Origin of the sequence: Saccharibacillus sacchari DSM 19268, assembly GCF_000585395.1 — a bacterium.
GTDB lineage: Bacteria > Bacillota > Bacilli > Paenibacillales > Paenibacillaceae > Saccharibacillus > Saccharibacillus sacchari.
Genome location: NZ_KK073875.1, coordinates 2410069 through 2423772, shown reverse-complemented (window position 1 = coordinate 2423772; position 13704 = coordinate 2410069). Strand labels below are relative to the sequence as shown.

Annotated in this window: 7 protein-coding genes, 1 rRNA gene and 1 pseudogene; 3 read left to right on the top strand and 6 right to left on the bottom strand. The window is 55.4% G+C overall.

The window, feature by feature from the left end:
* The first annotated feature begins 116 nt into the window (after nucleotides 1–116).
* A 5S ribosomal RNA gene (gene rrf, locus SACSAC_RS10360) occupies nucleotides 117–233 on the top strand.
* Nucleotides 234–301: 68 nt separating this feature from the next.
* Here the strand turns inward: rrf and SACSAC_RS10355 are convergent.
* Nucleotides 302–757, bottom strand: a pseudogene (locus tag SACSAC_RS10355) (aldo/keto reductase); the annotation flags it as partial.
* Between the two features lie 178 nt (nucleotides 758–935).
* On the opposite strand from SACSAC_RS10355, the gene SACSAC_RS10350 reads away from it, so the two are divergent.
* A complete protein-coding gene (locus tag SACSAC_RS10350) occupies nucleotides 936–3191 on the top strand; it encodes a helix-turn-helix domain-containing protein (RefSeq protein WP_245608618.1) in 2256 nt (751 codons plus the stop codon).
* A 36-nt stretch (nucleotides 3192–3227) separates the two neighbouring features.
* Here the strand turns inward: SACSAC_RS10350 and SACSAC_RS10345 are convergent, their stop codons facing one another.
* The 5 genes from SACSAC_RS10345 to SACSAC_RS10325 all read right to left on the bottom strand — a co-directional run bounded on the left by SACSAC_RS10345 (nucleotide 3228) and on the right by SACSAC_RS10325 (nucleotide 10320).
* The gene (locus SACSAC_RS10345; RefSeq protein ID WP_037285976.1) at nucleotides 3228–4253 is read right to left on the bottom strand and encodes a glycoside hydrolase family 130 protein; all 1026 of its coding nucleotides are present in this window, start codon (nucleotides 4251–4253) and stop codon (nucleotides 3228–3230) included.
* Between the two features lie 50 nt (nucleotides 4254–4303).
* On the bottom strand, nucleotides 4304–6661 hold the full coding sequence (locus SACSAC_RS10340) for a glycoside hydrolase family 3 N-terminal domain-containing protein (protein ID WP_037285973.1): 2358 nt from the start codon (nucleotides 6659–6661) through the stop codon (nucleotides 4304–4306).
* Nucleotides 6662–6800: 139 nt separating this feature from the next.
* Complete coding sequence (locus SACSAC_RS10335) at nucleotides 6801–8405, bottom strand: extracellular solute-binding protein (RefSeq protein WP_037285969.1); 1605 nt, start codon at nucleotides 8403–8405, stop codon at nucleotides 6801–6803.
* Between the two features lie 37 nt (nucleotides 8406–8442).
* On the bottom strand, nucleotides 8443–9354 hold the full coding sequence (locus tag SACSAC_RS10330) for a carbohydrate ABC transporter permease (RefSeq protein WP_037285965.1): 912 nt from the start codon (nucleotides 9352–9354) through the stop codon (nucleotides 8443–8445).
* A gap of 12 nt (nucleotides 9355–9366) precedes the next feature.
* On the bottom strand, nucleotides 9367–10320 hold the full coding sequence (locus SACSAC_RS10325) for an ABC transporter permease (RefSeq protein WP_037285963.1): 954 nt from the start codon (nucleotides 10318–10320) through the stop codon (nucleotides 9367–9369).
* Nucleotides 10321–10664: 344 nt separating this feature from the next.
* On the opposite strand from SACSAC_RS10325, the gene SACSAC_RS10320 reads away from it, so the two are divergent.
* The gene (locus SACSAC_RS10320; RefSeq protein WP_037285961.1) at nucleotides 10665–13508 is read left to right on the top strand and encodes an alpha-mannosidase; all 2844 of its coding nucleotides are present in this window, start codon (nucleotides 10665–10667) and stop codon (nucleotides 13506–13508) included.
* Nucleotides 13509–13704: the final 196 nt, after the last annotated feature.

Genomic DNA, 13704 nt, shown 5'->3' with positions numbered 1-13704 from the left:
AGGGCTTATCCAACGTTTTCGTAAGAAGACAACTTCGAACAGACGCGAAGAGATCGTTTCGGATCCGGTTTTCAAGGTGCAAACCTTGTTGCGTGTCGCTAATCCCGACACAATGGTTTGGTGGTGATGGCAGAGGGGTTCCACACGTTCCCATCTCGAACACGACCGTTAAGCCCTCTAACGCCGATGGTACTTGGACCGCAGGGTCCCGGGAGAGTAGGAAGCTGCCAAGCCAATAGAAAGAGCCTTACCTTAATCGGTAAGGCTCTTTTGCTATGGTTTTACATTGGGCAGAAGAGAATTACCGATTGAGCGTGCTCATGCCGTTTTGCTCGTAACGATCACCGGCAGCAATGCCTTTCGGCGCTGCGGCATCGATCTGTTGCAATTCTTCCGCAGTCAGACTCACTTTGACGGCACCTGCATTTTCAATCAGGTACTTGGCCTTTTTAGTGCCGGGAATCGGAACGATATCATCGCCTTGAGCAAGCAGCCATGCCAAAGCCAGCTGAGAAGGCTCACATCCTTTTTTCTCCGCGATCTCCCGGATCCGTTCGACAAGATCCAGATTCTTTTGGAAATTCTCGCCTTGGAAACGAGGAGAGAATCGACGAAAATCATCTTCGGCCAAATCGTCGAACGAACGAATTTGTCCGGTTAAAAACCCGCGCCCGAGCGGACTGTAAGGAACAAAACCGATACCCAGCTCCCGGCATAGCGGCAGAATTTCGTCTTCCACGTCGCGGCTCCATAGGGAAGACAGCAAAGAAGCTGACATGCAAGCCGAAAAGCGTCGATTTCTCTGGCGAATACGACAATATAACGTTATAATGTTTAAAACATCATCGGCAAAAAGGGGGCGAAGACAAACCATGAAACGGCGAATACAAGCTTTGTACGGGTCTCGGGCTGTTTTTCAGGAAAGATGGAACTTCGTGAAGTCCAGACTTTTGTTTCGGTATGCGCTGTCTTATATTCTTGCGTTCCTGATTCCTTTAACGGCACTTACCGTATTTGTGTATGATAGCGCTGTCAAGAACTTGCGTTCGGAAATTGAGCAGTCTAAAGTAAACCAACTGAGCCAGGTAAAACTCACGATCGATGATCGGATGAGTGAGCTGCATGCGCTGGCTAGTCGAATTTCTTATGATGAGCATTTGACGCCTTATATGCTGACCAATCCGTTATCCGCACAGGAAGCTATCCGTACCCTCGCTAACTACAAAGCAAGCAATAGCATCGTGGAGGATTTGCTTTTGTATATGCACGGCGATGAGAAAATCTATTCGTACCGGGGCCTTGCAGATCTCAACGTGGTGTTTAACAGGGAGTACCGTTTCGAAAATTGGTCGTCGGAACAGGTGCGAAGCAATCTGAACGAGATCGACCAACCTTTGGTTCGCGCTGCGGAGATGGTGAATATGTATTCGCGCCAGGAGCCGCTGCTCACCTATATCGTACCTATCAAAACGAACGATCCGTACCCGTACGGATCCGTCGTTTATTTAATGAAGGAATCCAAGTTGACCGGCGTGATGGATTCGATCCTTAACGACGTCAACGGCAGCAACTATATTTTCAACGAGAACGGAGAAGTGTTGACGACCAACAGCCGAGGAGCGGAAATGCCGAACGGTGAGTGGGCGACGCTTGCTCAACTGGAACCAGGTATTCATAGCATGGAACTAGCTGGGGAAATGCAATCGGTGGTGTCGGTCAAATCGGACGAAAACAACTGGACTTATGTCATGACAATGCCGAGCCATCAGTTTTTCGGGCGCGTGGCGCATGTGCAGACCTTGATCATGATCGTGTTTGCTCTTGTGGTTCTGACTGGTAGTGCGGCAGCCATGCTGCTCGCCAAGAGGCAGTATCACCCGGTTAAGGATCTGATGGAATTTGTCGGCATCCAAAGCGGAGCAGCCATGAAAGCCTCCAATGAATGGGACTCGATCCGGCAAACGATTCGCGATTATAACGCAAGGATCGATATGCAGCAGCCTTTTGTACGGAACCAATGCTTGCTGCTGTTGTTGAAGCACGGCCGTCCTAACGATCGGGAAATGATGAAAACCATCGAAGAGATCGGACTGGCATTCGCAAAAGGAAAAGGCATTTATTTAACGGCCATTCTGTCCTGGAGCGATCATTCCGATCACCGACTCATGTCGGAGGAGGGTTACGATATCGGGGAAGCTCTGGGTTGTCTGGAGGTGGAGGAAGCAGGAGCGAGAGTGTTCGGCGTCGAGTTTTCCGCGGACGATCAGCTGGCATTGGTCATCGCGTTCGACGAACAAAAAATAGGAGAGACGCTGCCTGCCCGCATCGAGCGGACAATCGAGGCTGTACGGCATATCGCCGAAAAAGCACTGTCTTCGTCTCCGCATATCGGTGTAGGTTCGGCTTACGAGGATCTCGATTCGCTGAACCAGTCGTTCGTGGAAGCGGCGGCCGCGTTGGAGTATCGCAAAATGAACGGACGGGAGCTCGTCACCTATTTTGAACAATTATCCGATACGGAGAGCACGGAGGAAGGCAGCTTCTGGATTCCTCGCAAAATGATTTTGAAGCTGGATCAAAGTCTGAAGCAGGGCAGCACGCTGGTAGCGGTACGGATTATCTCGGACATTATGGACACGCTGAAAAAAGAACCGTTATCCGTGCATTTGCTGCGCTGCATCTGTTTTGACGTACTGAACTCCCTGCTGCGCACCGCTTCCGAACTGGGGATGAAAGAAGTGTTCGCGGATATTTCGGTGTTGGCTTCTTTTGAAACGTTAGAAGACCTGGAAAGCCGTTTGGTCTCGCTGGCTTCGGAGATCTGTCAGCAGGTCGAGCGCAGCACGGAAGAGAAGAGGGATACGTTGATCGACGAAATCGTAAAAGACGTGGACGACCGATTCTCCGATTATACGCTGAGCCTGGAACATCTCGCGCTGAAGTATTCGGTGTCCACGTCTTACTTGAGCCGCAGCTTTAAGGAGAAAACGGGATTGAACTTTTCGCAGTACATTTGGCGCCGCCGCGTGGACGAAGTGATCCGGCAGTTGGAGACGACCAGCGCGCCGCTGAAAGAAATCATCGAGCAGGTCGGTTATCTGGACGCGCCCAACTTTATTCGCCGTTTCAAAAAAGAGATGGGCTTCACGCCGGGACAGTATCGCAAGCTGAAAGCATCCAAACGCGCGTAGTCCGAAAAAGCTCGAAATTCTTAAAAATTTTCAGGCTTACGCCTGAACTTTCGCGGAAGACAGCACATGCTCCACCAGCTCGTCCACCGGCACCGTCGCCAAAGCGATCGCGGTATCCGTCACGCCGTAGTAGATATAGAGCAGATCGTCTTTGATCACGTTGCCGGTCGGAAATACGACGTTGGGAATCTGGTAGCCGAACTTTTCGTAATACGTTTCCGGCTCCATGATCGGCTCCCAGGTGCGGGCGAGCACTTTTTCCGGGTTATCGAGATCAAGCAGCAGCGCGCCGACCCGGTATACGATATGCTCGTCGACGCCGTGGTAGAGTACCAGCCAACCTTTATCCGTGCGCACGGGCGGAGTGGAGCCTCCGATTTTCCGGCCTTCCCAGGCCATGTTTTCGGCTTTGGCAAGCAGCTTCGGTTCGTCCCAGTGGATGAGGTCGTCGGAATAGGTAATCCACATAGCGGCTTTTTCCGTTCCGTAAGCTTCGCCCACATATTCTTCCGGCCGGCGCAGCAGTGCGTAACGGCCGTTTATTTTTTCCGGGAACAAAATGTTGTCGCGGTCGTTGATGTCCAGCGGCGTCGTATCGGCTACGAACTCCCAGTCGATCAGATTGTCGGATTTTACGATCGAGGAACGGGTCAGCCAATGCCCTTCTTCTTCGCCCCAGCCGTCCGGATACTTGGGAATCGAACGTTCCGGCACGCCCGTGTTGGTCGGATAATAGTTCATGGCGCAAGGACGCAGGGCATAATTCATGTAAAAGGTGCCGTCGATCTTGACCACGCGAGGGTCCTGCACGCTGCCGTACGGGAAGCCCAGCTCGTCGGGGGTTAGGACCGGCTCGTCTTTGACGTGGGTAAAATGAACGCCGTCTTCGCTTTCGAGCAGACCGAGATAGTTTTTGCACGGTGTCAGGGAACCGGCGGTACGTTCGACCATGTAAAATTTGCCGTTATCGATAATGACAGCGGGATTGAAAACAGTTGCTTTGCGCCAGTCGTAGAGACCCGGTACAACGATCGGATTTTCGGGATGTCGGGTAATTTTCATGGGATAAAGGCCTCCTGCTCAAAAATGGTCAAAAATTTTAACCGGCCGCGCTAACGCGCGGCAAGTACGCTTGCGCTCACACGAAGTTCGGTGGTCAAGCCTTCGATCGAGCTTGGACCTACCATAAGACGGAACAGACCCGGCTCCACGCACCACTTCAGATCGGGTCCGACAAACTCAAGGTGTTCGCGGGCGACGGTGAACGTCACTGTCTTCTTTTCGCCCGGGGACAGCGAAATTTTGCGGAAGTCTTTCAACATTTTCTCCGGACGCACGACAGAGGCGGCCAGGTCGGAGACGTAAAGCTGCACGACTTCTTCGCCGGTTCGGCTACCCGCGTTGGTCACGTCAATCGAAAGGGTCGTTTGTCCGTCGGCATCGATCGTATCGGCGCCGAGCCGTATATTGTCGTAGCGGAACTCCGTATAGCTTAAGCCGAAGCCGAACGGGTACTGTGCTTCGAAGTCGTCTTCCAGGTAGCGTTTGCCGCGGGTTCTGCGCTTATAGTGGTATACCGGAAGTTGGCCGACGTGTTTCGGGATGCCGAGTGTCAGTCTGCCGGAAGGGTTCACGTCGCCGAACAGAATGTCCGCGATCGCATGTCCGCCTTCTTGGCCCGGATACCAGGCTTCGAGGATCGCATGAGCATTCTCCACGATCCACGGTTCAGAGATCGGGCGACCGTTGATATAGACGACGATCACGGGCTTGCCCAGCTTGAAAATCTCCTGCGCCAGTTCAAGCTGTACCCCGGCCAGGTTGAGCGTCGAACGGTCGATGCCTTCGCCGCATTCCATATCGTTCCACGAATTTTCGGTGACGACGGAAGCACCCGTTTGCAGATCGATCGTGCCTTCGCCGAAGTCGCGGGCGCTGGAACCGCCTAAGACGAGCACGATGGTATCGGCTTGTCCGGCTTTGGCGAGAGCGGCCGGGAAGCCTTCGCGCGATTCTCCGCGAATGCGGCAGCCCGGCGCGTACAGGACGCGGCTATATTCGAGATCGCTCCCCGGTTGCTCGCCCAGAGCGGCACGGACGCCGTCCAAGACGGTCGCGATCGCGCCAGCGGGCTGCGGCGACGTATAATCGCCGAGCTGGTTGTAAGGCGCGTCCGCATTGGGGCCGATGACGGCGATCTTTTTGGCGTCCGCAAACGCTGAACGCTCCAGCGGCAGAAGCCCGCCTTCGTTTTTCAGCAGTATGATCCCTTCGGCCGCGACTTTGCGCGCCAACTTCCGATGAGCTTCGCTGCCGATCACTTCGCCCGCCCGCTTCGGGTCGACGAACGGACGGTCGAACAGTCCCAGATCGAACTTCATTTCCAACACACGGCTTACAGCGCGGTCCACGTCATCTTCGCTCAACAGCCCTTTTTGCACAGCCGATAGCAGATGCCGATCGAACATCTCGCCGGACATCTCCATATCCACGCCGGCCAATACCGCCTGCGCCGACGAATCGGCGCCGTCTTCCGCCGTATTTTGCCCGGAAGTCAGCAGGCCGAGCGCGCCGCAGTCGGTAATGACGAATCCGTCGAAGCCCCATTCGTCCCGCAAGATGTCTTGCAGCAGATGGCGGTTGGTCGTGCAAGGAATGCCGTCGATCTCGTTGTAGGCAGTCATAACGGACCGCGCTCCGGCGTCCACCGCATGACGGAACGGCAGCAGGTCGATCTCGTGCAGTTCGCGCGGCCCCATATGAACCGGAGCGGAGTTGCGTCCGCCTTCCGAGCTTCCGTAAGCGGCAAAATGCTTGAGCGTCGCGAGGATGGCGTCGTCCGCGGACAGGTCGCCGCTCGCGCCTTGAAGACCTTGCACGGCGGCCCGACCCAGCACCGAGGTCAGGTGCGGATCTTCCCCGTAACATTCTTCCGTTCGCCCCCAACGCGGATCGCGCACGACGTCCAGCACGGGCGAATAGGTGGCCGCACCGCCCTGACTGCGCGTCTCCAGCGCGACGGCCCGGCACATCTCTTCGTACAGCTCCGGATTCCACGTGCTGCCGACCGAGATCGGAACCGGGAATACGGTAGCGCCGATCGCCATATGGCCGTGCGAACATTCTTCGCCGAACAGGATCGGAATGCCGTGACGTCCGTGCTCCAGCGCGTACGCCTGCATCTCGTTGACCAGCTTCGCGCCTTCTTCCGGCGACAATCCGGTCTCGAGCGTAACGCCCGTCCACGGATCGGCACGCAATGTGCCGTACAACGAACCCACGCCGCCTTCGGCAACGCGGAGTTTGAACGATTCCGTCAGTTCGACGGAGCCGTCCACTTTTCTTTCATAGCAAGTCCAGCCGAAAGGTTGGGCAAGCTGACCGACTTTTTCCTCCAGCGACAGGTCCTTCAGCAGCTTGCCGATGCGTTCTTCGACGACTGCGGAGCGGGACGTTGGTGTTTGCTTCATGTTCGATTCACGCCTTTCCTATCGAAAATAAGCAGGCGGGTCGATCCGGGAAAAGAAAGACGCTTCGAGATCCGCTCGTTGTGCCTTCCTTTTTTCCGTGACCACCCGCCTTATTGCGTTGTTTGTTCAGCTGTTTCGCTTAGTTCGCTTTCCAACGGTCGTAAGCGGCTTGGTTGATCTCCGCTACGCGCTCGGCGCCCATCTTTTTCAGCGTTGCGACATAGTTGTCCCAACCGCTCATCGGCTCGGCGCCCGTAATGAATTTCGCTTCCATCTGCTTCACGTACGTGCTGAGGTCGGAATTCAGGCTGTTGATCTCCGATTGCTCTTCGACCGTCAGGAACAAGGCAGGAAACGGAATCCGCGCGCCGTTATCCAGCAGCTTGGTTTGCGTTTCTTCGGATACCCAGGTATCGAAATCGGTCGTCAGCCCTTTGCCGATATCGTCCGTCGTTACGGTCGGAGCCGGGATGCCGTAGTTCGGCGTCAACGTCGCACGGTAATCTTCGCGGTCTTGACCGTCCGGTACCGGCAGGTATTTCTTCGTGCGGTCCGCTTCGTTCTCGTATTCCCACAGCGTGCCTTCCGGTCCTTTATTGAACAGCAGGGCGCCTTCGTACGAATACAGGTAGTCGACCCAACGCAGCGAAGCTTCCGGATGCGGGTTCGTTTTCGTAATGGCGAAAGCGCCGGTCGTAATGCCGCGGTTTTTCGCGATCGCCGCTTTTTCGACGTACTCGCTGCGCACCGGCAGGAACATCGGGTCTTCGGTCGAAGGCTCGCCGCCTTTGGTCATGTACGCGTTCCAGTCCGAGAACAGGGCGAGCTGGTTGTTTTGGCCTTTGGCTTTTTTCTGCTCGGCCGTTTGCGAGAAGCTTTCCGGGTCAAGCAGGCCGTCCGCCCACAGGCGGTTCATGTATTCCAGATAGTGCTTGAAACTCTCGTCCATCGGGGTGTAATGCACGACGTCGCTGTCGTCCACGTAGATTTCTTCTTCGTAAGCGCCGAACGCGCCCAGAAGCCAGGTGCGGATATCTCGGATATTCGCCGCGGGCGTGGTCACGGAAGAGATCGGAATTTCGTCGGCTTCGCCGTTGCCGTTCGGATCTTCTTCTTTGACGCGTTTCAGGTAATCGTACAGCTCCTCTGTCGTTTCAGGCAGCTTGTCCACGCCCAACTTTTCCAGGAACTCGCCGTTATACCACATCGGATTGCGGTACCAGTGCTGGCTGAACTCCACGACCGGCAGCGAGTAGATATGGCCGTCCGGCGCGGTGATCGATTTGCGAACGTCCGGGTATTCGTCGAGCAGCGCTTTGAAATTCGGCGCGTACTCGTCGATCATGCCTTCCAGCGGAACCAGCACGCCTTGTTCGCCGTACTTGAGCTGCTCGGAAGCGGTCAGGCCGGCGGCATAGAACACATCCGGGTAATCTTCGCTGGCGAAGACGAGGTTCTTTTTCGTTTCAAAACTGTCTTTCGGCGCGTTCTTGTATTCGAACTTGATATTGGACATTTTCTCCATCTCCTGAAGAACGACCATGTCCTCCCAGTTCTGAATGCCGACGTCCGGCGCCATCATCGTCAGGGTGATCGGTTGTTCGACAATCGGGAAACCTTCTTTGCTTACCGTAACGCTTTCCGCGTTGTTGGCCGCTTCTTCTCCGCCGCCGCAGCCTGCGAGCAGCGAAGCGCCAAGCCCTCCAACCATCAGCAGCTTCCAGGCTTTGCTTCGAATATTCATGGTAAATCCCCCTCTATTTTAAGTAAGTACCGTAAGCTTACCCTTTGACCGAACCGATCATCACCCCCTGTACGAAATAACGTTGCAGGAACGGATACACGGCGATGATCGGAAGCGTGGACACGACGATGACCCCGTATTTGATGAGGGATGCCGTTTCGGCTTTGGAGTTCATCGCTTGGGCGATCTCTCCGCTGACGCCCGCTCCGTTCATTTCCGCGGACATTTCCTGAAGCACGAGGATTTGGCGCAGTACCATTTGCAGCGGATATTTCGATTCGCTGTTCAGGTAGATCAGCGAGGAGAAGTAACTGTTCCAGTGCCCGACGCCGTAAAACAAAGCCATAACCGCGACGATCGGCGCCGACAGCGGCAGCACGATTTTCCAAAACAGCTTGATATTCGTGCAACCGTCGATATGCGCGGCTTCCTGAAGCTCTTTGGGAATCGTGGATTGGAAAAAGGTGCGCGCCACCACGATGTTCCAGACGGAAGCGGCGACCGGAAGGATCAGCGCGCCCATCGTGTCGATCAGACCGAGGTTTTTGACCACCAGATACGTCGGAACGAGACCTCCGCTGAAAAACATCGTCAGCAGGATAAAGCCCATAAACCAGTTGCGGCCGATGAAGTCGGAGCGGCTGAGCGCATACGCGGCGGGCAGGGTGACGGCCAGATTGAGCAGCGTGCCGACCACCGTGTAGATGATCGTGTTCAGATAACCGTTCCAGATCTTCGGATTGTTGAAGACCAGCTCGTACCCGGCCCAGGTAATGTCTTTCGGGAACAACCACATTTCCCCGGAGTTGACCGCCTGCGGACTGCTGATCGACGCGCTGAGGATATAAATGAGCGGATACAGCACGATCACCAGGGCAATGCACAGATAAATGTACGTGCCGATTAGGAACATTTTGTCGCCTTTCGATTCTTGCATCGCTTTAACCATGACAACCCCTCCTTACCACAGACTGTTCGAGCTGGTGCGTCTGGCGATCCAATTGACCGTGACCAGCAAGATAACGTTGATGACCGAGTTGAACAAACCGACCGCGGTCGAGAAACTGTACTGCGCATCGACCAGACCGGCGCGGTAGACGTAGGTGGAGATGACGTCGGAAGCTTCCAGGTTGAGCGAGTTTTGCAGCAGCAGGATTTTTTCGTACCCGACCGTCAGGATATTGCCCATGTTCAGAATGAGCATGATCGTAATCGTCGGCAAAATGGTCGGGAGATTGATATGCAGTACGCGTTTGAACCGGCTCGCGCCGTCGACGATCGCGGCTTCGTGCAGCTGCGGGTCGACCCCGGACAGCGCGGCGAGGTAGATGATCGTGCCCCAGCCGGTACTTTGCCAGACGCCGGAGAGGACGTACATCGTTTTGAACCAAGCCGGATCGGTCAGGAATTGCGGAGCATTGAAGCCCAGCGCTTCGATCAGCATGACGATCATGCCGTTGCTCGGCGACAGGAAGGTGATGATCATGCCCGCCATGACGACAACGGAGATGAAATGCGGCGCGTACGTGACCGTTTGCACCGTCTTTTTAAACTTGCCGCTTGTGATTTCGTTAAACGCGAGAGCCAAAATGATCGGAAGCGGGAAGCCGATCGCCAGCTCGTAGAAACTGATGCTGAACGTGTTCCACAGCAGATCCCAGAAATAATAAGAGTTGAAGAAACGCTCGAAGTGGTCGAAACCGACCCAGGGACTTCCGGTGACGCCCATGGACGGAACGAAGTTTTTGAAAGCGATCTGAATGCCGTACATCGGGAAATAATGAAAGATCAAAAAGTACAGAAGCGCCGGGAGCATAAAGAGGTACAGTTCCCAGTTCGCTAAAATTTTCGCCCGCTTCGAGCTTTTCTTCAGCAGCGGAAGCTCGGCGGTGGCGGATGACTTGGACGCCTTCATTTCGTTTCCTCCCTTCTATAAGCGTATGTTTACACGTATGTAGACACACGCATCACGCTCGACTTCTTTATCCAAAATGCGTAGCGCTTACAATTCGAATCTTAACGAAGCATTCCTGACGCCGTAAATATGTCGATTGCGCATTGTCATTCTTAAAAACCTGACAAATGGCGCTGTAGAGCGGTTTGCAGCAAGCAAAGACAATCGGTATGTCAGCTTTTCTTTTGATGAAACTATGTGAAATATGTGCTCGAAAAAGTGCCGGAAATTCCACATATTGCGCTTACGCCGGGGGTATGCCAACATGATTCCGAACCTGAGCAAGGCGAAGGAGGACATTGTCCATGAAACGAAAAACCGCGCATGTCATTTCTCACACCCACTGGGACCGGGAATGGTATTTGCCGTATGAATCGCATCATTTGCGTCTGACGACTTTGATGAACGAACTGATGGATACGCTGGAGCAAGACGAGCGTTATCGATATTTCCACCTCGACGGGCAGACGATTATCATCGACGACTATCTGCAAGTTTATCCGGACGGAAAAGAACGATTGGCCAAATTGATCGAACAGGGGAAAATCATCATCGGTCCGTGGTACGTGCTGCAAGACGAATTTTTGACCAGCTCGGAAGCGAACGTGCGCAACTTGCTGATCGGCCACCAAGAAGCCGCGCGTTGGGGTGCGGTATCGAAGCTGGGTTATTTTCCGGACTCGTTCGGCAATATGGGGCAGGCGCCGCAGATGCTGAAGCAGGCGGGGATCGAAGCGGCGGTGTTCGGACGCGGCGTTAAACCGACCGGATTCGATAACGTGGTGGTGGATGCGCCGGGCGAATACGAATCTCCTTATTCCGAAATGCTCTGGGAATCGCCGGACGGTTCGAGCGTGGTCGGCGTGCTGTTCGCCAACTGGTACAGCAACGGCAACGAGATTCCGGTCGACGCGGGAGAAGCAGCTGTATTTTGGGATAAAAAGCTGGCCGATGCGGAAAAGTACGCGTCGACGCCCGAGCTGCTGTACATGAACGGATGCGACCATCAGCCGATTCAAAAAGACTTGGGCGACGCGCTCGAGACGGCGAAGGGGCTGTATCCGGACGTGGATTTCGTGCATACGACGTTCGATGGCTACTTGGAAGCGCTCGGGAAGCATCCGTCGGACGATTGGGTGACGGTGCACGGCGAACTGCGCAGCACGCGAACGGACGGTTGGGGGACGCTGGTGAATACGGCTTCCGCACGCGTGTATCTGAAGCAGATGAACCAGGCCGGACAGACGCTGTTGGAAAAAGGAGCCGAGCCGCTGGCGACGATCGCGAATCTGACGGCGGGGCAGAAGTATCCGCACGAACCGCTTGCCTACGCTTGGAAAACGCTGATGCAAAACCATCCGCACGACAGCATCTGCGGATGCGGCGTCGACGAGATTCATCGCGAGATGATCGGAAGGTTCGATAAAAGCCGCCATATGGCCGAAGCGCTGATCGCGGAAAGCTTGCAGGCGATCGGTTCGCGGATCGGTACGGACGCTATCGCGGCATGGCCGGACAACGCGCGTCCCGCGGCTTTTTTCAATACGACAGGCTGGGATCGCAGCGGCGTCGTGACCGTCGACGTGCAGGCGGCGCGGATCAACTTCAAAGAAGGTCCGTCGCCGCAGGGCATCGCGGACAAGCTGGATGCGCTGAAGATCGGACCGGGGCATGTGATCGACACGGAAGGACATCGGATTCCGTCTAAGATCGAGGATCTGGGCGCGCAGTTCGGCTACGATCTGCCGGACGACGGTTTCCGCGTGCCGTACATGGCGCGGACGTTCCGGCTGACGTTCGAAGCGCAGAACGTACCGGCATTAGGGTACAAATTGTACGCGTGGGTACCGGAAGAAGAAGGAAGCGGGGCGGATTATGAAGCGGCTATTTCTCGAAACGGCGAAAAAGCGCTTCAAGAACGGGCGGATAAACTTGAAAAATCGTCTTCGATCGAAGAAGTCGTCTCCACGCCTTACGGCATGGAAAATCAATTTCTCGCCGTCCGCTTCGCGGACGACGGGTCCTACTCCCTCACGGACAAAACAACAGGGCGTACCTTCGAGGGACTCGGCGTGTATGACGACTGCGGAGATATCGGCAACGAGTATGTGTTCCGCCAGCCGGAGGGCGACAAGACGCTGACCACAAAAGGACTGAGCGCTACCATTGCGCTTGTCGAAGATCAGCCGTACCGGGTCGCCTACGAGATTGTGCACGAGTGGGCGATCCCGGCTTCGGCCGAAGCATTGTTCGAAGATGAAAAGCGGCGACTCGTGCCTTTCCGCAAACGACGATCCGGCCGTTCGGCGGATACGGTAACGCTGAAGCTGACCACCCGCGTTTCGCTGGAAGCATCGGGCAAAGGCGTTCAAGTGTCCGTGACGCTTAACAACCAAGCGCGCGATCATCGGCTGCGGGTGCTGCTGCCGAGCGGTTTGCAGACGCGGACGGTACTCGCCGACTCGATCTTCGAAGCGGCGGAGCGCGATATCGTGCCGGCGCCGGAGTGGATCAATCCGAGCAACGCCCAGCATCAGCAGGCTTTCGTCAGCCTGTCCGACGGCATCCACGGACTGACCGTCGCTAATAAAGGCTTGAACGAATACGAAGTGCTGCAAGACGGTTCGGGCACGATCGCCGTCACGCTGCTGCGCAGCGTATCGGAGATGGGCGACTGGGGCGTATTCCCGACGCCGGAAGCGCAGTGCATCGGCGAGCATACGCTGGAATACGCGGTGTACCCGCATGCCGGTAGCGCGATCGACTCCGGCGCGTTCGCGCAGGCTTACCAGTATCAGACGCCGTGGTTCAGCCAACCGCTCAAGATGCAGTCCGGCACGCTTCCGGCGGAATACCGGGCGTTGTCATGGAACGGCGATAAGTTGGCACTATCCGCGTTCAAGCAGTCGGAGGAAAACGGCGATGTGATCGTGCGCTGGTACAATCTGTCCGGCGAAGACACGCAGCTTGCGTTCGAGCCGGAGTTCGCGGCGGGCACCGTATACGAGAGCGATATTTTGGAACGACGCGTTGCGGTAACGGAAAATATCCAGCGACAAGAACAGCAAGCTACACGGGTACCCGTCAGCCCAGCCAAAATCGTGACGTTCGCGCTGGCGGTTCAGCCGGACACAACGCCGAACGCTTAAAAAACGAACCGCAATCGTCTGCTTGATCGCTTTCGGTCACCGCTGAATTTTCTTTCTATGAAAAAGCGTGTTCAACGCGAACGTTCGTCCAACTCGCTTTTGTTCATTCGTTTCAGGTCGATTGAAAGAAGGGTTGGCGAGCAGACCGTACGCAAGCAATCCGATATTTTTAACTATGTTCCAACAGGAGGCGTTA

Excerpts from the sequence above, each read along its gene's own strand:
- SACSAC_RS10330 (WP_037285965.1), bottom strand. The coding sequence starts at position 9,354 with ATGGTTAAAGCGATGCAAGAATCGAAAGGCGACAAAATGTTCCTAATC.
- SACSAC_RS10325 (WP_037285963.1), bottom strand. The coding sequence starts at position 10,320 with ATGAAGGCGTCCAAGTCATCCGCCACCGCCGAGCTTCCGCTGCTGAAG.
- SACSAC_RS10320 (WP_037285961.1), top strand. The coding sequence starts at position 10,665 with ATGAAACGAAAAACCGCGCATGTCATTTCTCACACCCACTGGGACCGG.
- SACSAC_RS10345 (WP_037285976.1), bottom strand. The coding sequence starts at position 4,253 with ATGAAAATTACCCGACATCCCGAAAATCCGATCGTTGTACCGGGTCTC.
- SACSAC_RS10335 (WP_037285969.1), bottom strand. The coding sequence starts at position 8,405 with ATGAATATTCGAAGCAAAGCCTGGAAGCTGCTGATGGTTGGAGGGCTT.
- SACSAC_RS10340 (WP_037285973.1), bottom strand. The coding sequence starts at position 6,661 with ATGAAGCAAACACCAACGTCCCGCTCCGCAGTCGTCGAAGAACGCATC.